The 19,554-nt window shown below is 64.9% G+C and carries 15 protein-coding genes; 11 read left to right on the top strand and 4 right to left on the bottom strand.

Features of this window, described 5'->3' with window-relative positions:
• Window positions 1–3: 3 nt before the first annotated feature.
• Entirely contained in the window at window positions 4–3,465 is a 3,462-nt protein-coding gene (gene mfd / locus JFY56_RS18085; protein WP_208315322.1) for a transcription-repair coupling factor, read from the bottom strand.
• Between the two features lie 140 nt (window positions 3,466–3,605).
• On the opposite strand from mfd, the gene JFY56_RS18080 reads away from it, so the two are divergent.
• The 4 genes from JFY56_RS18080 to sthA all read left to right on the top strand — a co-directional run bounded on the left by JFY56_RS18080 (window position 3,606) and on the right by sthA (window position 9,559).
• Window positions 3,606–5,072 (top strand): glyceraldehyde-3-phosphate dehydrogenase, encoded by a 1,467-nt coding sequence (locus JFY56_RS18080; RefSeq protein ID WP_208315321.1) that lies wholly within the window; start codon window positions 3,606–3,608, stop codon window positions 5,070–5,072.
• Between the two features lie 95 nt (window positions 5,073–5,167).
• Entirely contained in the window at window positions 5,168–6,568 is a 1,401-nt protein-coding gene (locus JFY56_RS18075) for an amino acid permease (RefSeq protein ID WP_208315320.1), read from the top strand.
• A 444-nt stretch (window positions 6,569–7,012) separates the two neighbouring features.
• On the top strand, window positions 7,013–8,005 hold the full coding sequence (locus JFY56_RS18070) for an FAD:protein FMN transferase (RefSeq protein WP_208315612.1): 993 nt from the start codon (window positions 7,013–7,015) through the stop codon (window positions 8,003–8,005).
• A 159-nt stretch (window positions 8,006–8,164) separates the two neighbouring features.
• Window positions 8,165–9,559 (top strand): Si-specific NAD(P)(+) transhydrogenase, encoded by a 1,395-nt coding sequence (gene sthA, locus JFY56_RS18065; protein WP_208315319.1) that lies wholly within the window; start codon window positions 8,165–8,167, stop codon window positions 9,557–9,559.
• Between the two features lie 42 nt (window positions 9,560–9,601).
• Here the strand turns inward: sthA and JFY56_RS18060 are convergent, their stop codons facing one another.
• Together JFY56_RS18060 and JFY56_RS18055 are read right to left on the bottom strand one after the other, a co-directional pair.
• Window positions 9,602–10,324 carry a glycerophosphodiester phosphodiesterase gene (locus JFY56_RS18060; protein WP_208315318.1) on the bottom strand — a complete coding sequence of 241 codons (723 nt, stop codon included), beginning with the start codon at window positions 10,322–10,324 and terminating at the stop codon, window positions 9,602–9,604.
• 137 nt (window positions 10,325–10,461) lie between these two features.
• Window positions 10,462–11,037: a PilZ domain-containing protein gene (locus tag JFY56_RS18055; RefSeq protein ID WP_208315317.1), complete on the bottom strand. Its 576-nt coding sequence runs from the start codon at window positions 11,035–11,037 to the stop codon at window positions 10,462–10,464.
• A gap of 161 nt (window positions 11,038–11,198) precedes the next feature.
• On the opposite strand from JFY56_RS18055, the gene JFY56_RS18050 reads away from it, so the two are divergent.
• The 3 genes from JFY56_RS18050 to JFY56_RS18040 are packed head-to-tail and all read left to right on the top strand — an operon-like array spanning window position 11,199 to window position 14,401.
• A complete protein-coding gene (locus tag JFY56_RS18050) occupies window positions 11,199–12,452 on the top strand; it encodes a lipoprotein-releasing ABC transporter permease subunit (protein WP_208315316.1) in 1,254 nt (417 codons plus the stop codon).
• The gene (gene lolD, locus JFY56_RS18045) at window positions 12,445–13,143 is read left to right on the top strand and encodes a lipoprotein-releasing ABC transporter ATP-binding protein LolD (RefSeq protein WP_208315315.1); all 699 of its coding nucleotides are present in this window, start codon (window positions 12,445–12,447) and stop codon (window positions 13,141–13,143) included. The genes JFY56_RS18050 and lolD overlap by 8 nt, the downstream gene beginning before the upstream one ends.
• Before the next feature lie 10 nt (window positions 13,144–13,153).
• A complete protein-coding gene (locus JFY56_RS18040; protein WP_208315314.1) occupies window positions 13,154–14,401 on the top strand; it encodes a lipoprotein-releasing ABC transporter permease subunit in 1,248 nt (415 codons plus the stop codon).
• Between the two features lie 98 nt (window positions 14,402–14,499).
• Here the strand turns inward: JFY56_RS18040 and JFY56_RS18035 are convergent, their stop codons facing one another.
• Window positions 14,500–15,018, bottom strand: coding sequence for a DUF2062 domain-containing protein (locus JFY56_RS18035; RefSeq protein WP_208315313.1), 519 nt, complete (start codon window positions 15,016–15,018; stop codon window positions 14,500–14,502).
• A 149-nt stretch (window positions 15,019–15,167) separates the two neighbouring features.
• Here JFY56_RS18035 and JFY56_RS18030 point away from each other — a divergent pair, with 149 nt between their 5' ends.
• The 4 genes from JFY56_RS18030 to lpxK all read left to right on the top strand — a co-directional run bounded on the left by JFY56_RS18030 (window position 15,168) and on the right by lpxK (window position 19,526).
• Window positions 15,168–17,378 (top strand): DNA internalization-related competence protein ComEC/Rec2, encoded by a 2,211-nt coding sequence (locus tag JFY56_RS18030; RefSeq protein WP_208315312.1) that lies wholly within the window; start codon window positions 15,168–15,170, stop codon window positions 17,376–17,378.
• Between the two features lie 74 nt (window positions 17,379–17,452).
• Window positions 17,453–18,088 (top strand): MotA/TolQ/ExbB proton channel family protein, encoded by a 636-nt coding sequence (locus tag JFY56_RS18025; protein WP_208315311.1) that lies wholly within the window; start codon window positions 17,453–17,455, stop codon window positions 18,086–18,088.
• A complete protein-coding gene (locus JFY56_RS18020) occupies window positions 18,085–18,528 on the top strand; it encodes an ExbD/TolR family protein (protein ID WP_208315310.1) in 444 nt (147 codons plus the stop codon). Before JFY56_RS18025 ends, JFY56_RS18020 begins: the two co-directional genes overlap by 4 nt.
• Window positions 18,528–19,526 carry a tetraacyldisaccharide 4'-kinase gene (gene lpxK, locus JFY56_RS18015; RefSeq protein WP_208315309.1) on the top strand — a complete coding sequence of 333 codons (999 nt, stop codon included), beginning with the start codon at window positions 18,528–18,530 and terminating at the stop codon, window positions 19,524–19,526. Before JFY56_RS18020 ends, lpxK begins: the two co-directional genes overlap by 1 nt.
• Window positions 19,527–19,554 lie beyond the last annotated feature (28 nt).

The following is a 19,554-nucleotide window of genomic DNA, read 5'->3' as shown; positions in this document are numbered from 1 at the left end:
TCCTCAGGTGGTCTGCGGCGCGAGGCGCTCGAACAGCGCCTCGAGTGTGTTGAAACGTTCTTCCGGGCGCTCCATCGGCACCTGGAACTTGAACAGCGTCGCCCCTTCGAACTTGTAGCGGTTCGGCTGGCTCTGGATCATCTTGATCAGCACCAGCGGGTCGACCTGGGTATCGGCGGCGAATTCTACCCGGCCACCCTGTGGTCCCGCATCGACCTTGACGATGCCGAGCTTTTCCGCCTGCAGCTTGAGCAGGGTGAGGCGCATCAGGTTCTTCGCCGGGTCCGGCAGCAGGCCGAAGCGGTCGATCATCTCCACCTGCATCTCGCGCAGGCCGTCCTCGTCGGGGGCGTTGGCGATGCGCTTGTAGAGGATCAGGCGGGCGTGCACGTCGGGCAGGTAATCCTCGGGGATCAGCGCTGGCACCCGCAGGTTGATTTCCGGGCCGCCACCGAGCGGCTGTTCCAGGTTCGGTTGCTCGCCCTTGCGGATCGCCTTCACCGCGCGTTCCAGCATCTCCATATAAAGAGTGAAGCCGACCGCCTGGATCTGCCCGCTCTGGCCTTCGCCGAGCAGTTCGCCGGCGCCGCGGATTTCCAGGTCGTGGGTCGCCAGGACGAAGCCGGCGCCAAGGTCCTGGGCGTTGGCGATGGCTTCCAGGCGCTTCTCGGCGTCCGGCGTCATCTGCTTGCGCGGCGGCGTCAGCAGGTAGGCGTAGGCCTGGTGGTGACTGCGGCCGACGCGCCCACGCAACTGGTGCAGTTGGGCCAGGCCGAACTTGTCGGCACGGTCGATGAGGATGGTGTTGGCGCTCGGCACGTCGATGCCGGTCTCGATGATGGTCGACGCCACCAGCACGTTGAAGCGCTTGTGGTAGAAGTCGCTCATCACCTGTTCCAGCTCGCGCTCGCGCATCTGCCCGTGGCCGATGCCGATGCGCGCTTCCGGAACCAGCTCGGCGAGGTCGCGGGCGCACTTCTCGATGGTCTTCACCTCGTTGTGCAGGTAATAGACCTGGCCGCCGCGCAGCAGCTCGCGCAGCAGCGCTTCCTTGATGGTCGGCTTGTTCGACTCCATCACGAAGGTGCGCACCGACAGCCGGCGCGCCGGCGGGGTGGCGATGATCGACAGGTCGCGCATGCCGGCGACCGCCATGTTCAGTGTGCGCGGGATCGGCGTGGCGGTGAGGGTGAGGATGTCCACCTCGCTGCGCAGTGCCTTCAACTGCTCCTTCTGGCGCACGCCGAAGCGGTGTTCCTCGTCGATGATCACCAGGCCGAGGTTCTTGAACTTCACATCGTCCTGCAGCAGCTTGTGGGTGCCGATGACGATGTCCACCTTGCCCTCGGCGAGCTGGGCGACCGCGCCCTCCACTTCCTTGGCCGACTTGAAGCGGCTCATCACCTCGACCGTCACCGGCCAGTCGGCGAAGCGGTCGCGGAAGCTGTTGTAGTGCTGCTGGGCGAGCAGGGTGGTCGGCACCAGCACGGCGACCTGCCTGCCGCTGTGCACGGCGACGAAGGCGGCGCGCATCGCCACTTCGGTCTTGCCGAAGCCGACGTCGCCGCAGACCAGGCGGTCCATGGGCTTCTCGGCGAGCATGTCGGCGAGCACTGCTTCGATGGAGGTCTGCTGGTCTGGCGTCTCCTCGAAGGGGAAGCCGGCGGAGAAGGTGATGTAGTCGGCCTGCGGGTCCTTGAATGCATAGCCCTTGCGCGCGGCGCGGCGGGCGTAGATGTCGAGCAGCTCGGCGGCGACGTCGCGGACCTGTTCGGCGGCCTTGCGCTTGGCTTTCTGCCAGACCTCGGAGCCCAGCCGGTGCAGCGGCGCCAGCGCGTCGTCGGCGCCGGTGTAGCGGGCGATCAGGTGCAGGCTGGCCACCGGCACGTAGAGCTTGGCCTCCTCGGCATATTGCAGGGCGAGGAATTCCGCGCTCTGGCCGTCGATTTCCAGGGTGATAAGGCCCATGTAGCGGCCGACGCCGTGGTCGATGTGCACCACCGGCGCGCCTTCGCGCAGCTCGGTGAGGTTCTTGATCACGTTGTCGCCGGCGTCGCGCTGTTTCTCGCGGCGGCGGCGCTGCATTACGCGCTGGCCGAACAGCGGGCTCTCGGCGATCAGCGCGACGCCCGGCTGGCCGCCATCGGCATGCAGCAGACCTTCGTCCATCGGCGCGATGGTGATCGCCAGGCGGTCGGCGTGCTGCAGGAATTGCGGCCAGCCATCCACCTCGACCGGGCGCAGCTTCAGGCGCGCCAACAGTTCCAGCAGCACCTCGCGGCGGCCGGCGGATTCGGCGGTGAACAGGACGCGGCCATCGAACTGCTCGATGAACTGACGCAGGCGTGCCAGCGGTTCGGTAGCTTTCGCCTCGATAGCCAGCTCCGGCAGCGGCTGTGCCGGGAATTGTTCGCGGCCGACGCCGGGCTCGATCGGCTCCGGGCTGACCACCACGCGCGGCCAGTTCTTCAGGCGGGCGAAGCAGTCTTCCACCGGCAGGAACAGCTCGGCCGGTGGCAGCAGCGGGCGTTCCGGGTCGTAGCGGCGGTCTTCGTAGCGGTTGCGCACGTCGATCCAGAACTGCTCGGCGGCCTGTTCGATGCCCGGCAGGGAGAACACCTGGGTGTCCTGCGGCAGGTAGTCGAACAGGGTCGAGGTTTCCAGGTCCTCGAAGAACAGTGGCAGGTAATACTCGATGCCGGCAGGCGTCAGGCCGCTGGCGAGGTCCTGGTAGATCGGGCTGCGCCGGTAGTCGACGTCGAAGCGCTCGCGGAAGCGGTTGCGGAAGCCGGTCACGGCCTCCTTGCGCATCGGGAATTCCCTGGCCGGCAGCAGGCGGATGCTCTCCACCTTGTCGATGGAGCGCTGGTTTTCCGGGTCGAAGGTACGCAGCGTCTCGATTTCGTCGTCGAACAGGTCGATCCGGTAGGGCAGGTCGCTGCCCATGGGGAACAGATCGATCAGCGAGCCGCGCACGGCGAATTCGCCGTGTTCATAGACGGTATCGACGCAGCGGTAGCCGGCGGCTTCTAGACGCAGGCGCATCTGCTCGACGTCGAGCTTCTGGCCGACGTCCAGCACCAGGCTGCTGCCGAGCAGGAAGCGGGCCGGCGCCAGGCGGTGCAGGGCGGTCGCCACCGGCACCACGAGGATGCCGTGCTTCAGCTCCGGTAGCTGGTAAAGCGTGGCGATCCGCTGGGAAATGATGTCCTGGTGCGGCGAAAATACGTCGTACGGCAGGGTTTCCCAGTCGGGGAAATGCAGTACGGGAAGGTCGGGGGCGAAGAAGCGCAGCTCCTGCTCCAGACGCTCGGCGTTCTGGCTGTCGGCGGTCAGCAGCAGGGTGAAGCGCTTGGCAGGGCCGGCGGCTTCGGCGATGGCGAGGCTCAGCGCGGCACCGGGCAGGTTGCCCCAGGATTGCTTGCCGGCGGAAGTGGGCAGCTTGGGAATACGCAGTACGGACACGGGCGTTCGTGGCTCCGGTCGGGGAATTTGGCCGGGCGGATTGTAACTATCCGCATTGACTGCTGTCAGTCTTCCGACTACTGCAGATTGCCGCCGTTGTTGCGCGCCGTCATAATGTAGCCCCTTTTTTCTCGTCCTACATGTGGAAGGTATTGCCCGTGACTCAGAAGCCCGACCAGTGTCTCGGTGAGTGGATTGATCGTGAAGCCCTCGCGGAAGCCATGATTCCGCTGATTGGCCAGCTCTACCGCAATAACAACGTCGTGACCTCGATCTACGGCCGTGGCCTGATCAACCGTTCGGTGATCGCCATCCTCAAGGCGCACCGTTTCGCCCGTCACCGCCTGGCCAACGATGGCGAGCTGTCGGTGCACGACACCTTCCCGATCCTCAAGGCCATGAGCGAGCTCAAGCTGGGCGCCGCTTCGGTCGACCTGGGCAAGATGGTCGCCAAGTTCAAGGCCGAGGGTAACGGTCGCTCCGTCGAGCAGTTCGTCAAGGACGAACTGGCCGAGGTAGTTGGCAAGCAGAACGGTTCGGGCCGCGAAGGCACCGACGTCGTCCTGTACGGCTTCGGTCGCATCGGCCGCCTGCTGGCGCGCATCCTGATCGAGAAGACCGGTGGCGGCGACGGCCTGCGCCTGCGCGCCATCGTCGTCCGCAAGGGCGCCGAGAACGACCTGGTCAAGCGCGCCAGCCTGCTGCGTCGCGACTCCGTACATGGCAAGTTCGACGGCACCATCACCATCGACGAAGCCAACAACGTCCTGATCGCCAACGGCAACATGATCCAGGTGATCTACTCCAACGACCCGTCGACCATCGACTACACCCAGTACGGCATCAAGAACGCCCTGCTGGTCGACAACACCGGCAAATGGCGTGACGCCGAAGGTCTGGGCCAGCACCTGAAGTGCCCGGGCATCGACCGCGTAGTCCTGACTGCTCCGGGCAAGGGCGCGCTGAAGAACGTTGTGCATGGCATCAACCATGGCGACATCACCGCCGACGACAAGATCGTCTCCGCCGCTTCCTGCACCACCAACGCCATCGTGCCGGTGCTGAAGGCCGTGAATGACCAGTACGGCATCGTCAACGGCCACGTCGAAACCGTTCACTCGTACACCAACGACCAGAACCTGATCGACAACTTCCACAAGGGCAGCCGTCGCGGCCGCAGCGCTCCGCTGAACATGGTGATCACCGAGACCGGTGCCGCCACCGCTGCAGCCAAGGCCCTGCCGGTTCTGAAGGGCAAGCTGACCGGCAACGCGATCCGCGTTCCGACGCCGAACGTCTCCATGGCCATCCTCAACCTGAACCTGGAGAAGGCCACCACCCGCGAAGAGATCAACGAGTACCTGCGCCAGATGGCCATGCACTCCGACCTGCACAAGCAGATCGACTACGTTTCCTCGCAGGAAGTGGTTTCCACCGACTTCGTCGGCTCCCGCCATGCCGGCGTAGTGGATGCCGAAGCCACCATCTGCAACGACAACCGCGTTGTCCTGTACGTGTGGTACGACAACGAGTTCGGCTACAGCTGCCAGGTTGTTCGCGTGATGGAAGACATGGCTGGGGTCAACCCGCCGGCATTCCCGCGCTAATTCAGGCGACTGAGGAAAACGGGAGCTCTCGGGCTCCCGTTTTTCGTTACTGATACAACTACAACACGCCAACACCTCGATAGAGGAACACTTCAATGGATGTACATCATCTGCACGAAGGTGAGCTGAAGCGCGGTTTAAAGAACCGCCACATCCAGCTCATCGCGCTTGGCGGCGCAATCGGTACCGGGCTGTTCCTGGGTTCGGCCGGTGTGCTGCAATCGGCCGGTCCGTCGATGATCCTCGGCTATGCCATCGGCGGCCTGATCGCCTTCCTGATCATGCGCCAGCTCGGCGAAATGATCGTCGAAGAGCCGGTTGCCGGTTCGTTCAGCCACTTCGCGCACAAGTACTGGGGCGGTTTCGCCGGCTTCATGTCCGGCTGGAACTACTGGGTGCTGTACATCCTGGTCGGCATGTCCGAGCTGACCGCCGTCGGCAAGTACATCCACTTCTGGTGGCCGGATGTTCCCACCTGGGTCACCGCCGCGGTGTTCTTCGTCCTGATCAACGCGATCAACCTGTTCAACGTCAAGGCGTTCGGCGAGACCGAATTCTGGTTCGCGATCATCAAGGTCGTGGCGATCATCGGCATGATCGTCCTTGGCATCTTCCTGCTGGTCAGCGGCAAGGGTGGCCCGCAGGCTTCGGTGAGCAACCTGTGGGCGCATGGCGGCTTCTTTCCCCATGGCATCACCGGGCTGGTGATGGTGCTGGCAATCATCATGTTCTCGTTCGGCGGCCTGGAGCTGGTGGGCATCACAGCGGCTGAAGCGGCCGAACCGAAGAAGGTGATCCCGAAAGCGATCAACCAGGTCATCTACCGCATCCTGATCTTCTACATCGGCGCCCTGGCGGTGCTGCTGTCGCTGTATCCGTGGGACAAGCTGCTGGAGACCATGGGCGCCTCGGGCGATCCCTACAGCGGCAGCCCGTTCGTGCAGATCTTCTCGCTGATCGGCAGCGATGCCGCAGCCAACGTGCTGAACTTCGTGGTGCTGACCGCCGCGCTGTCGGTCTACAACAGCTGCGTGTACTGCAACAGCCGCATGCTCTACGGCCTGGCCGAGCAGGGCGATGCCCCGCGTGCCTTCGCCAAGGTGGACGACCGTGGCGTACCGCTGCTGGCGATTGGCGTTTCCGCACTGATCACCCTGGCCTGCGTGCTGGTGAACTACCTGATTCCGGCCCGCGCGCTGGAACTGCTGATGTCGCTGGTGGTGGCGGCGCTGGTGATCAACTGGGCGATGATCAGCCTGGCGCACCTGAAATTCCGCAAGGTCAAGCAGGCCGAAGGTGTCACCCCGGCGTTCCGTTCGCTGTGGTTCCCGTTCAGCAACTACCTGTGCCTGGCCTTCGTGGTGTTCATCCTCGGCACCATGCTGATGATCCCGGGCATCGATGTGTCGGTGTATGCGATTCCGGTGTGGATCGTGTTCATGGCCATCTGTTACTTCCTCTTCAAGCGACCCGCCGCCCTCAAGGCCGGGGCCTGATCGGAACGACAACGGGAGCTTCGGCTCCCGTTTTGTTTGATAGATGTTGCAGGAGCGTAGGGCGGGTGAAACCCGCCAGAATGGGTCGGCATCGTGGCGGGTTGCACCCGCCCTACAAGCTGCCTGTGGTGTGGCCCTGCACATGTTTGCATATGTGTAGGAGCGAGGGGGACGCCCAGTCCGATGCTCGCGAACATCGGCCCCGCAAAAGCTTCGCGAGCAGAGCTCGCTCCTACAGGAATACCCCCCCCGCGTCTGATCGTAGGGCCATGCCCGCGAATCGCGCCCATGGGGTGCTCCTACAGTCATGCATGCCATATCCGGCAACGCAGCTTTACCCTCTGGTAAACAGTCACTGCCAACACTTCGGGTAAAATACCGCGCGCCGCGAACTGGCGGTCCGGATCGAAGAGGTGTCGATTGCTGCGTACAAGCCTGCTGCTGATGCTGTTGACGCTGCTGTATGGCTGCGGCGAGCGGATCGAGCGCCTTTCCGGGCCGACCATGGGCAGCAGCTATTCGATCCAGTACGTGCCCACCGCACAGACGCCTGATCCGCAGCGGGTAAAGGCGGAAGTCGAGGCGATCCTCTCCGGCCTCGACGAACAGTTCTCCACCTGGCGCGCCGACTCCGTTGTCTCCCGCTTCAATGCGCAGCCGGCCGGCGCCTGCATGGCGCTGCCGGACGACATGCGCCAGTTGCTGGCCTATGGCGAGCAACTGTCCGGTGACAGCGGCGGGGCTTTCGATCTGACGGTAGGGCCGCTGCTGAACCTCTGGGGCTTCGGTCCGCAATCCCGCGGTGAAGGGGTGCCGGATGCCGCCGAGCTGGCCCGCGAACGCGCGCGCGTCGGGCATCGGCATCTGCGCGTCGAGGGCGACAAACTGTGCAAGGACGTGGCGGCGGAGCTGGATTTCGACAGCATCGTCGCCGGCCATGCGGTGGACCGGATCAGCGCACGCTTGGTCGAACTGGGCGTCCGCGGCTATCTGGTGGAAGTCACCGGCGAGCTCAAGGCGGCGGGTCGCAAGCCGGACGGCTCGCCCTGGCGCATCGCCCTGGAGGTGCCGAGCGGCGAGCGCGAGCGGCGTATCGAGCGCTCCATCGAACTGGATGGCTACGGCGTATCCACCTCGGGTGACTACCGCAACTATTTCGAGGAAGGCGGGCGACGCTATTCGCACACCTTCGACCCGCGCCGCGGTGAGCCGGTGCGCCATGCGCTGGCGGCGGTGACCGTGGTCGACCCTTCGGCGCTGCATGCCGATGGCTTGTCTACGCTGTTGATGGTGCTTGGCCCGGAGGAGGGCTATGCCTTTGCCGAGCGACGCGGGCTGGCGGCCTATTTCATCGTGCGCCAGGGGCAGGGTTTCGTCGCCCGGTCGACGCCGCGATTCCAGGCGCTGTTCCCCGGGCAGGACGGGGCGAAGCTGTAGTCGTCGGAAAATTCGCCTACCTGCCGACCAAGCGCTAATGTGCAGCGCTTCGCGACGCGACTAAGCTGCGCCACTGAACGTTTCGCCCTGCCGCATATGGTGGCGGGGTTCCAGCGGGGACATCCAACCGATGTCCCGGTTAGTAATGAAGGAGTATGCATGGCTGTCTACAACTACGACGTGGTGATTCTCGGCACGGGGCCGGCGGGCGAAGGCGCGGCGATGAACGCCTCCAAGTTCGGACGCAAGCTGGCGGTGGTGGACAGTCGGCGCGTAGTCGGCGGCAACTGCACGCACCTCGGGACCATCCCGTCGAAGGCGTTGCGCCATTCGGTGAAGCAGATCATCGAGTTCAACACCAACCCGATGTTCCGCCAGATCGGCGAGCCGCGCTGGTTCTCCTTCCCCGACGTGCTGAAAAGCGCGGAAAAGGTCATCGCCAAGCAGGTGACTTCTCACACCGGCTACTACGCACGCAACCGCATCGACATGTTCAACGGCACCGCCAGCTTCGTCGACGAGCGCACCGTGGAAGTGGTTACCCCGAAGGGCGGGGTCGAGCGCCTGGCCGCCGACCAGTTCGTCATCGCCACCGGCTCGCGCCCCTATCGCCCGGCGGACATCAACTTCAACCACCCGCGGGTCTACGACAGCGACACCATCCTGTCCCTCAGCCACACCCCGCGCCGGCTGATCATCTACGGAGCCGGGGTGATCGGCTGCGAATACGCGTCGATCTTCAGCGGCCTCGGCGTGCTGGTCGACCTGATCGACACCCGCGACCAGTTGCTCAGCTTCCTCGACGACGAGATTTCCGATGCGCTGAGCTATCACCTGCGCAACAACAACGTGCTGGTCCGCCACAACGAGGAATACGACCGCGTCGAGGGCCTGGAAAACGGCGTGATCCTGCACCTGAAGTCGGGCAAGAAGATCAAGGCGGACGCGCTGCTGTGGTGCAACGGCCGCACCGGCAACACCGACCGCCTGGGCCTGGAGAACGTCGGCATCAAGGTCAACAGCCGCGGCCAGATCGAGGTGGACGAGAACTATCGCACCTCGGTATCCAACATCTACGCGGCGGGCGACGTCATCGGCTGGCCGAGCCTGGCCAGCGCGGCCTACGACCAGGGGCGTTCGGCGGCGGGCAATATCGTCGAGGACGACAGCTGGCGCTTCGTCGACGACGTGCCGACCGGCATCTACACGCTTCCGGAAATCAGCTCGATCGGCAAGACCGAGAAGGAACTGACCACGGCGAAGATTCCCTACGAGGTGGGCAAGGCGTTCTTCAAGGGCATGGCGCGCGCGCAGATCTCCAACGAGCCGGTGGGCATGCTGAAGATCCTGTTCCACCGCGAGACCCTGGCGATCCTCGGTGTGCATTGCTTCGGCGCGCAGGCTTCGGAGATCGTCCACATCGGCCAGGCGATCATGAACCAGCCGGGCGAGCTGAACACGCTGAAGTACTTCATCAACACCACCTTCAACTATCCGACCATGGCCGAGGCGTACCGCGTTGCCGCGTTCGATGGCCTGAACCGGATTTTTTGAAGGACCCCAGCCGGCGGCCTGAGCCGGCCGGGGGAAACCCGCTCAGCGATTCCCGATCGTGGCAGTGGCCAAACCGGGAAAGTCTGTGATCAGGCTGTCCACACCGAAATCAGCGAGCCTGCGCATCAGCGCCGGTTCGTTGACCGTCCATACCGACACATGCAGTCCCTGCCGCTGCGCCTTGAGCAGCCGCTCGGGCGTGCAGAGCGACCAGTTCAGCGCCAGCATCTCGCAGCCATAGTGCTCGGCGACCTTCAGCGGATCGAGCCAGGCGTACTCGGCGACCAGCCCGCGCGACAGCTCCGGCGCCAGCTCGCGCAGCGACTTCAGCACGGTACGTGAGCTGGAGGTCACGGTGATCCGCTCGCGAATGCCGAAACGTCCCACCAGTTGCTGGATGGCCTGCACGGTGCGGGAGGCGCGCTCGCGCGAGGAGCTTTTCACTTCCAGCTGCCAGTGTTCGAACTCGCAGCGCTCGAACAGCTCGGACAGCCGTGGAATAGGGCAGGGACGCACCCAGCCGGGGCCGCCTTCGCGGGCGTCGTAGGTGACCAGATCCTCGGCCAGCTGTTCGGCGACCTTGCCGCGCCGGCCGGTGGTGCGCTTCAGGGTCGGGTCGTGGATCACCATCAGTTCGCCGTCGCGGGACAGGTGCAGGTCCAGTTCGCAGCGGGTGACGCCATGCTCCAGGCAGACCTGGAAGCTGGTGAGGGTGTTTTCCGGCGCTTCGCCTTTGGCGCCGCGATGTCCATAGATCAGAGTCACTTGGGCTCCTTGGCAGTCTGTTGGCGGGGCCGATTGCGAAGTGGCGCATCGATTGCCCGTTCGTTCTGGAAATGGATGCCGATCCCGCGGCTGGTCCGGTGCCGCGAAAATCCGCAAGGGTCGAGCGCACGCATGGATCAGGCGGGGCGGGCTTTCGCCAGCCGCCGCGCCTGTGCCTGGCGCTGCAGGATATGGCGCGCCAGTAGTTGTCGTTGGGCATCGCTGGGCGCTTCGAACTCGGCGCCGATCTCGTAGCCACCATCCGCCGCCGGCTGGCAGCGCAGGACCCGTGCGCGCAGCAACAGGCCAAGTCCCTGTGGCAGCAGCACGAGCTTCATCGCCAGCAACTGGCCCACGGAAAGCGGCTGTGCATCGTGGAAGTCCATGCCGTCTTCGGAAAGGGTGACCTTGCGCTTCGGGCCGATCTCGTGCAACAGGTTCTGCGTCAGCGCCTGGCCGATCAGGTCGATGCGCCGGTTGAGCAGCTTGAGGTAGCTCGCCAGATGGCGGTCGCGCTCGTTGATATGGCGCAGCAGATGCTGCGACTCGAAGTCCATCAGGTGCAGTTCGCTGAGCAGATTGAACAGCGCCGAATCATCGTGAAGTACATCTCCAGACAGAATTTCGCTGTCCTGCAATGGGCGAAATTCCAGTGCGAGGGTGTCTTCGATGCGATAGTATTCGCGGCGGTCATCCGCGTCTGGAGTGGACATGACGAACCCACGGCGGCCGAGATGGTCTGAGTGTAAAGCCGCCCGCCGTACCTCGCCACACAGCCACCGGAAACAACGCCGTTTCCCTGAAGCTTTTTCAGGAAGCTGCGAGCAGCGCAGCCGCCTCCAGAGGCTCCCTTCATCCTGTTGATCGGCCCTACATGTTCAGACCCCTTTCCGTTTACATCGGAACGCGCTACACCCGCGCCAAGCGCCGCAGTCACTTCATCTCCTTCATCTCGCTGACTTCGATGATCGGCCTCGCCCTCGGGGTGCTGGTGATGATCGTCGTGCTGTCGGTCATGAACGGCTTCGACCATGAGATGCGTACGCGGGTGCTCGGCATGGTGCCGCACGCCACCATCGAGTCCTACCAGCCGATAGACGATTGGCGCGGGCTGGCCGAGCAGGTCAAGTCGCAGCAGCCGAACGTGCTGGAAGTGGCGCCCTTCATCCAGATGCAGGGCCTGCTGAGCCACGACGGCGTGGTGCAGAAGGTGCTGATCAACGCGGTGGACCCGGCTCAGGAGAGCAAGGTTTCGATCATCGGCGACTTCTTCAAGGAAGGCAGCCTCGACAGCCTGAAGCCCGGCGAATTCGGCATCCTGATCGGCGACCGGGCGGCGAACAATCTCGGTGTGAAGATCGGCGATAAGGTCACCTTCGTCGCTCCGGAAGTCTCGGTGACGCCAGCGGGCATGTTCCCGCGCATGAAGCGCTTCACCGTGGCCGGTATCTTCCACGTCGGCGCCGGCGAGCTGGACGGTTTCGTGGCCATGACCCACATCGACGACGCCGCGCGCATGCGCCGCCTCAAGGATGGTCAGGTCGAGGGCCTGCGCCTGAAGCTCGACGACCTGTTCCAGGCGCCGCGCACCGCCTGGGAAATCGCCAACAGCCTGAAGGGCAACGACTACTACGCCCGCGACTGGACCCGCAGCCACGGCAACCTGTACCAGGCGATCCGCATGGAGAAATCCATGATCGGCCTGTTGTTGCTGCTGATCGTCGCGGTGGCGGCGTTCAACATCATTTCCACCCTGGTCATGGTGGTCACCGACAAGAAGGCCGATATCGCCATCCTGCGCACCCTCGGCGCCACGCCGGGGCAGATCATGGCGACCTTCATGGTTCAGGGTACGGTGATCGGCGTGATCGGCACCCTGATCGGCGGCGTCCTCGGCATCTTCGCCGCGCTCAACGTCAGCGGCGCGATCGCTGCGCTGGAGCGGCTGATCGGCCACAAATTCCTCAGTGCGGATGTGTACTTCATCGATTACCTGCCCTCGCAGTTGATGCGCGAGGACGTGATCCTGGTGTGCGGCGCCGCGCTGCTCCTGAGTTTCTTCGCCACCCTGTATCCGGCCTGGCGTGCCGCGCGCACCCAGCCCGCGGAGGCATTGCGTTATGAATGAGCCGACCCTCAACAAGCAGGCCGTCCTGAGCTGCCGCGACCTGGGCAAGAGCTACGAGGAAGGCCCGCAGTCGGTCGAAGTGCTGGCCGGCGTGCAACTGGAACTGTTCCCCGGCGAGCGGGTGGCCATCGTCGGCAGCTCCGGCTCGGGCAAGAGCACCCTGCTGAACATGCTCGGCGGCCTCGACACGCCGAGCCGCGGCAGCGTCTGGCTGGCCGGCGAGGAACTGTCCGCGCTGAACGAGAAGGCCCGCGGCCTGCTGCGCAACCGTGCGCTGGGCTTCGTCTACCAGTTCCACCACCTGCTGCCGGAATTCACCGCGCTGGAGAACGTCTGCATGCCGCTGCTGATCGGCAAGGCGTCCATCGCCGAAGCGCGCCAGCGTGCCTCGGCGCTGCTGGAGCGGGTAGGGCTGAAGCACCGCCTGCAGCACAAACCGTCGGAGTTGTCCGGCGGCGAGCGCCAGCGCGTGGCCATCGCCCGTGCACTGGTGAACAACCCCAAGCTTGTATTGCTCGACGAGCCCACCGGCAACCTCGACCAGCACACCGCCCACGGCATCCAGGAGCTGATGATGGAGCTGTCGCAGTCGCTGAAGACGGCGTTCCTGGTGGTGACCCACGATCTGCATCTGGCTGAGCAGATGGATCGGGTGCTGAGGCTGGAAGACGGCCGCCTGGTCGCTGCCTGAGAGACCTTTTATGTTCAGACCTCTCTCGATATTCATCGGCACCCGCTACACCCGGGCCAAGCGGCGCAACCACTACATCTCGTTCATCTCGCTGACCTCGATGATCGGCCTGGCCCTCGGTGTGCTGGCCATGATCGTGGTGCTCTCGGTGATGAACGGCTTCCAGAAGGAAATGCGCTCACGCATCCTCGGCATGGTGCCGCACTCGGTGCTGCAGCAGGTCAAGGGGCCGCTGGACGACTGGCATCCGCTGGCGCAGGCGGCCATGAAGCAGCCGCAGGTGATCGGCGCGGTGCCCTTCACCCAGCTGGACGGGATGCTTTCCTATAAAGGCATGATGCAGCCGATCGAGGTCAACGGCATCGATCCGCAACTGGAGCAGCAGGTCTCGATCATCGGCCAGCACATCGTGCAGGGCAGCCTGGATGCGCTGAAGGCCGGGGAGTCCGGCGTGGTGATCGGTGAGATCACCGCGCGGCGCTTCCGCGTCAGCGTCGGCGACAGTCTGCTGCTGATCGTTCCGGAGGCCAGTTCGGCGCCGGGCGGCATCACTCCGCGTATGCAGCGGCTGAATGTGGTCGGCGTGTTCAAGGTAGGCGCCGAGCTGGATGGCACACTGGCGCTGGTCCATGTCGAGGACGCCGCGCACATGCTGCGCTGGCAGCCCGGCCAGGTACAGAGCGTGCGCATCGCGCTGAAGGACCTGTTCCAGGCGCCGCAGATCGGTGCGCATATCGCTGCCGACTTCGGGACTGGTTATCGCTCGGTGGACTGGACCCACACCCAGGGCAGCCTGTTCAGCGCGATGAAGATGGAAAAGACCATGATCGGTCTGTTGCTGCTGCTGATCGTCGCGGTGGCGGCGTTCAACATCATCGCCACGCTGATCATGGTGGTGGCCGACAAGCGCACCGATATCGCCATCCTCCGCACCCTCGGCGCGACGCCCCGGCAGATCATGACGATCTTCATGGTCCAGGGCTCGGTGATCGGGGTGATCGGCACCATCATCGGCGGCGTGCTCGGCGTGCTGGCGGCGTTCAACGTGACCACCATCGTCGGCGCGCTGGAAAAGCTGGCAGGCACCCAGATATTCAGTTCGGATGTCTACTTCATCAACTACCTGCCCACCGACGTGCAGGTTCTGGACGTCGTGCTGATCTGTGCCGCGGCCTTGCTGATGAGCTTCCTCGCCACGTTCTATCCCGCCTGGCGCGCCGCCTCCACCCAGCCGGCCGAAGCCCTGCGCTACGAATGAAAGAAGCCGCCGAAAGGCGGCTTCTTCGTAGGTTGGCGCTGAGCGCAGCGAAGCCCAACACTCGGCAACACCGTTGGGTTTCGCAGGCTCAGCCCAACCTACTTATTGCGCAGCGCCTGCCGACGCCGCCAGTTGCGGCCGATCCACCAGCGCCAGTAGCTAAGGGTCAGCGCATAGGCGAGGGCGCCGACCAGCAGGCCGCAGATGATCGAACCGAGCAGGAACGGCTGCCACAGTGTCGTCAGTTCGGCACTGATCCATTCCCAGTTGAGGTGCTCGGGCAGCGTGCGCGGCGGCACCTGCATCACCCAGGCGCCCATCTTGTAGGTGCAGTAGAACACCGGCGGCATGGTGATCGGGTTGGTCAGCCAGACCAGTCCCACCGAGATCGGCAGGTTGGCCCGCACCCAGATCGCCAGGCTGGCGGCCAGCAGCATCTGCATCGGCAGCGGGATGAAGGCGGCGAACAGCCCCATGCCCATGGCGCGCGAAACCGAGCGGCGATTGAGGTGCCAGAGGTTCGGCGAGTGGACCAGCGGTCCGAGGAAACGCAGACCCTTGTGGTTTCTGATCAGATCCGGGTCGGGCATGTAGCGCTTGAAAAGTCGGCGCGGCATGGGGAAATCTCTGGCAGACAGAAGCGCCCTATTATGCCTAGCTAGCGGCACTGATTGGCCAGCATTTATGACCCGGTGTAACTGTCCCTGACGACTGGCAGCGACGGACGCCGGAGGCTCCGGGAGGGAGCCGGACGATGCGTTCAGGGATGATCGCGCTGGCGGCCGGATTGCTCTCGTTGCGCTTCCTGCCCGCTCTGCCGCCGCTTTGGGTATTGCTGTTGCTTGCCCTTGGAGCCATCGCGCTGCTGTTCAGCCGGGTACCCTGGCTGGGTATTTTCCTTATTGGTTTCGTCTGGGCGTGCCTGTCGGCGCAGTGGGTTCTCGACGACCGCCTGTCGAAGGATCTCGATGGCGGCACCCTCTGGCTGGAGGGGCGGGTCAGTAGTCTGCCCGACATTTCGGCCGATGGCGTGCGCTTCGACCTGGAGGATATCGGCGGAGCCCGTGCGCCGTTGCCGCGTCACCTGCGCCTGTCGTGGTATGGCGGGCCGCAGGTGCAGGGCGGCGAGCGCTGGCGCCTGGCGGTGAAGCTGAAGCGGGCCCACGGGCTGGTCAACGAATTCGGCTTCGACTACGAGGCCTGGCTGACCGCTCGACGCATCGGTGCGACCGGCAGCGTCAAGGACGGCAAGCGGCTGCAGCCGGCCAGTGGAACGGCCGCCTGGCGTGAGGCATGGCGACAGCGGCTGCTGGCGGTGGATGCCAATGGCCGCTCCGCCGCACTGGCTGCCCTGGTGCTGGGCGATGCGTCCGGGCTGACGAAGCAGGACTGGCAAATCCTGCAGGACACCGGAACCCTGCACCTGATGGTGATTTCCGGCTCGCATATCTCCCTGCTGGCCGGCTTGCTCTATGCGCTGGTAGCCGGACTCGCACGGATGGGAGCCTGGCCGCAGCGGATTCCCTGGCTGCCATGTGCCTGTGCGCTCGCGCTGCTGGGGGCATGGAGTTACGCGCTGATGGCCGGTTTCGAGATTCCCGCGCGGCGCGCCTGCGTGATGATTTCCCTGATGCTGCTCTGGCGCCTGCGCTTCCGCCATCTGGGGCTGTGGCTGCCGCTGCTGGGTGCCTTGTGCCTGGTGCTGCTGTTCGATCCGCTGGCCAGCCTGACGCCGGGCTTCTGGTTGTCGTTCGGTGCCGTGGAGCTGCTGATCTTCGGTTTTGCCGGCCGGCTGGGCAGATGGGCCTGGTGGCGCACCTGGTCGCGGGCGCAGTGGCTGATGGCGCTCGGACTGACGCCGATGCTGCTGGCACTGGGCCTGCCAGTGAGCCTTAGTGGGGCGCTGGCCAACTTGATCGCAGTGCCCTGGGTGGAGCTGGCCGTGGTCCCTTTGGCACTGCTGGGCAGTCTGCTGTTGGGGATGCCGCTCGTCGGTGAGGGACTGGTCTGGTGCGCGGGCGGGCTGCTGGAATTGTTGTTCCGCCTGCTGGCTGCCATCGCCGCTCTGGCGTCGGCCTGGCAGCCGATGTCTGCGCCAGTCTGGGCAGTGTCGCTGGCCATGCTTGGCGCTCTGCTGCTGTTGCTGCCCGCCGGTGTGCCCTTGCGTTTGCTGGGGATGGCGCTGTGGCTGCCGGCACTGTGGCCGCATTCTCTGGCACCGGATTATGGTCAGGCGGAGGTCCGGGTTCTCGATGTGGGGCAGGGGTTGTCGGTGCTGGTACGGACCCACGGGCATGCCTGGCTGTACGACGCTGGCCCGCGCAGCGGCGATTTCGACCTCGGCGAGCGTGTCGTGGTGCCGATGCTGCACGGCCTGGGCATCGGGCGCCTGGACATGATGATGCTCAGCCACGCCGACAGCGATCATGCCGGCGGGGCGCTGGCGGTATTCGCTGCCGTCCCGGTCGATAAGGTGATCAGCGGCGAGCCGCAGCGTCTGCCTCGCCAGCTTGTCGCGCAAGCGTGCCGGAAGCAGGACTGGGAGTTCGATGGTGTACGCTTCTCCAGTTGGGCCTGGGCGGGGGCGCGGGAAAGCAACGCGCGCTCATGTGTGCTGCGAATCGAGGCCGGTGGTGAAGTGCTGTTGCTGACCGGCGACCTGCCGCTCGACGGCGAGCAGGCCTGGCTGACGGAGCATCCGCAGGCACATGTGGACTGGTTGCTCGCCGGACACCATGGCAGCCGCAGCTCCTCCGGCGCGCTCTTCCTGCGGTCGCTGGCGCCGGAGGCGGTGCTGATCTCGCGTGGTCGCAACAATCCCTACGGCCATCCGCATCCACAGGTTCTGCAACGCCTCGGCAGCCTGGGTATCGCCGCGCACGACACGGCCGAGGAGGGCGCCCTGAAGATCCTCCTCGGCACCCGTCGGCCGCTGCGGGGAGAGCGAGAGAATGCGCGCTTCTGGCGGGAAAAATGAGAACGGTGGCGGTCGGTTCGAGGCTGGCGCTGTGCTAGAGTGACGCGCACTTTTTTCATGGGGAACTCGCCACTGTGTGGGAACTGGTCAAAGCCGGCGGCTGGATGATGCTGCCGATCATTCTCAGCTCTATCGCCGCCACCGCCATCATCGCCGAGCGTCTCTGGACGCTGCGTCGTAGCCGGGTGGCGCCGCCGCAATTGCTGGGACAGGTCTGGAAGCAGATCCAGGCCAAGAAGATGAACAGCCAGGCCCTCAAGGAGCTGAAGCATTCCTCTCCGCTGGGCGAGGTGCTGGCCGCCGGGCTGGCGAACTCCAAGCATGGCCGCGACATCATGAAGGAATGCATCGAGGAGGCGGCTTCGCGGGTCATCCATGAACTGGAACGCTACCTGAATGCCCTCGGGACCATCGCCGCGATGTCCCCGCTGCTGGGCTTGCTCGGTACGGTCTTCGGCATGATCGATATCTTCAGTGCATTCATGCAGGACGGCATGGCCAATGCGCCGATGCTTGCCGGCGGTATCTCCAAGGCGCTGGTCACCACGGCGGCCGGCCTGATCGTGGCGATCCCGGCGGTATTCTTCCATCGCTACCTGCTGCGTCGCATCGACGAGCTGGTGGTCGCCATGGAGAAGGAAGCGATCAAGCTGGTCGAGGTGGTGCAGGGTGATCGCGAAGTCGACTTCGCCGAGGAAGGCAAAGCGTGAAGTTCCGCCGCAGAGCGGGTAGCGCCGCCCGCGAGGATGTGTTCCTCAACCTCACGTCGCTGATCGACGTGATCTTCGTGCTGTTGCTGTTCTTCGTGGTCAGCACCTCCTTCACCAAGCCTTCGCAACTGAAGGTCGAGCTGCCGGAAGCGGTCAGCGGCACGCCGCCGGAAGCTACCGAGATCAAGCAGCTGGAGCTGGCTATCGATACCCAGGGCCACTATTCGCTGAATGGCCAGGCCCTCGCGCGCAATGATCTGGCGACCCTGATGGCAGCGATGCAGAAGGAATCCGAGGGCGACAACAGTCTGCCGGTGGTGATCACTGCCGACGGCAAGACCACCCACCAGTCGGTGGTCACCGCCATGGATGCGGCTGGCAAGCTCGGTTTCTCGCATCTGCGCATCACCACTATCGAGGCCCAGGCGGACAAGCCCTGATGGCGTTCTCCGAGCGTCTGCTGGACGCCTGGTACAAGGGTCATCCTGCCCTGACTCTGCTGCGCCCCCTGGAGTGGCTCTATCGTTCGGTGGCGCAGCGCAAGCGTGCTGCGTATCTGGCGGGGCAGGCCGGGTCCTGGCAGGCGCCGGTTCCGGTCATCGTGGTCGGCAATATCACGGTTGGCGGCACCGGCAAGACGCCGATGATTCTCTGGCTGATCGAGCACTGCCGGGCGCGTGGGCTGAAGGTCGGTGTGGTCAGCCGCGGTTACGGTGCGAAACCGCCGCACTATCCATGGCGGGTGCGTGCCGAGCAGCAGGCGGCAGAGGCGGGCGATGAGCCGCTGATGATCGTCCAGCGCTGCGGTGTTCCTCTGATGATCGATCCGGATCGCCCGCGCGCCGTGCAGGCGCTGCTGGCGGAAGAACCGCTGGACCTGATCCTTTGCGACGACGGCCTGCAGCACTATCGCCTGGCGCGGGACCTGGAACTGGTGCTGGTCGACGCCGCCCGCGGCCTGGGCAATGGCCGCTGCCTGCCGGCGGGGCCGCTGCGCGAGCCGGCCGGACGCCTGGCGGAAGTGGATGCGGTTCTGCACAACGGCGCCACCTCCGACCCCGAGGGCGCATTTTCCTTCGTGTTGCGGCCGTCCTCGCTGGTCAACCTGGCTACCGGGCAGGTCCGCCCGGTCGAGCACTTCGTCCCCGGTCAAGCAGTGCACGCCCTGGCCGGCATCGGCAACCCGCAACGTTTCTTCGCAACGCTCGAGGCGCTACACTGGCGGCCGATTCCGCATGTCTTCCCCGATCACGCGGCCTATAGCGCCGGCCAGCTGCAGTTCAGCCCGCCGCTTCCCCTGCTGATGACCGAGAAGGACGCGGTGAAATGCCGGGCCTTCGCCGCTCCCGACTGGTGGTATCTCGCCGTCGACGCGCAGCCATCCCCGGCCTTCGTCGCCTGGTTCGACGCACAGCTCGAGCGCCTGACCGCGCGCTGACAGGCAGCAATGCTGCCCCTGCTTTCTG

The sequence above is a fragment of the Pseudomonas schmalbachii genome (assembly GCF_017589465.1).
GTDB lineage: Bacteria > Pseudomonadota > Gammaproteobacteria > Pseudomonadales > Pseudomonadaceae > Pseudomonas > Pseudomonas schmalbachii.
The sequence above is the reverse complement of the archived record's forward strand: the minus strand, read 5'-3'. Positions and strand labels throughout refer to the sequence as shown.

Excerpts from the sequence above, each read along its gene's own strand:
- JFY56_RS18080 (WP_208315321.1), top strand. The coding sequence starts at position 3,606 with ATGTGGAAGGTATTGCCCGTGACTCAGAAGCCCGACCAGTGTCTCGGT.
- JFY56_RS18075 (WP_208315320.1), top strand. The coding sequence starts at position 5,168 with ATGGATGTACATCATCTGCACGAAGGTGAGCTGAAGCGCGGTTTAAAG.
- JFY56_RS18070 (WP_208315612.1), top strand. The coding sequence starts at position 7,013 with ATGCTGTTGACGCTGCTGTATGGCTGCGGCGAGCGGATCGAGCGCCTT.
- sthA (WP_208315319.1), top strand. The coding sequence starts at position 8,165 with ATGGCTGTCTACAACTACGACGTGGTGATTCTCGGCACGGGGCCGGCG.
- JFY56_RS18055 (WP_208315317.1), bottom strand. The coding sequence starts at position 11,037 with ATGTCCACTCCAGACGCGGATGACCGCCGCGAATACTATCGCATCGAA.
- JFY56_RS18050 (WP_208315316.1), top strand. The coding sequence starts at position 11,199 with ATGTTCAGACCCCTTTCCGTTTACATCGGAACGCGCTACACCCGCGCC.
- lolD (WP_208315315.1), top strand. The coding sequence starts at position 12,445 with ATGAATGAGCCGACCCTCAACAAGCAGGCCGTCCTGAGCTGCCGCGAC.
- JFY56_RS18040 (WP_208315314.1), top strand. The coding sequence starts at position 13,154 with ATGTTCAGACCTCTCTCGATATTCATCGGCACCCGCTACACCCGGGCC.
- JFY56_RS18035 (WP_208315313.1), bottom strand. The coding sequence starts at position 15,018 with ATGCCGCGCCGACTTTTCAAGCGCTACATGCCCGACCCGGATCTGATC.
- JFY56_RS18030 (WP_208315312.1), top strand. The coding sequence starts at position 15,168 with ATGATCGCGCTGGCGGCCGGATTGCTCTCGTTGCGCTTCCTGCCCGCT.
- lpxK (WP_208315309.1), top strand. The coding sequence starts at position 18,528 with ATGGCGTTCTCCGAGCGTCTGCTGGACGCCTGGTACAAGGGTCATCCT.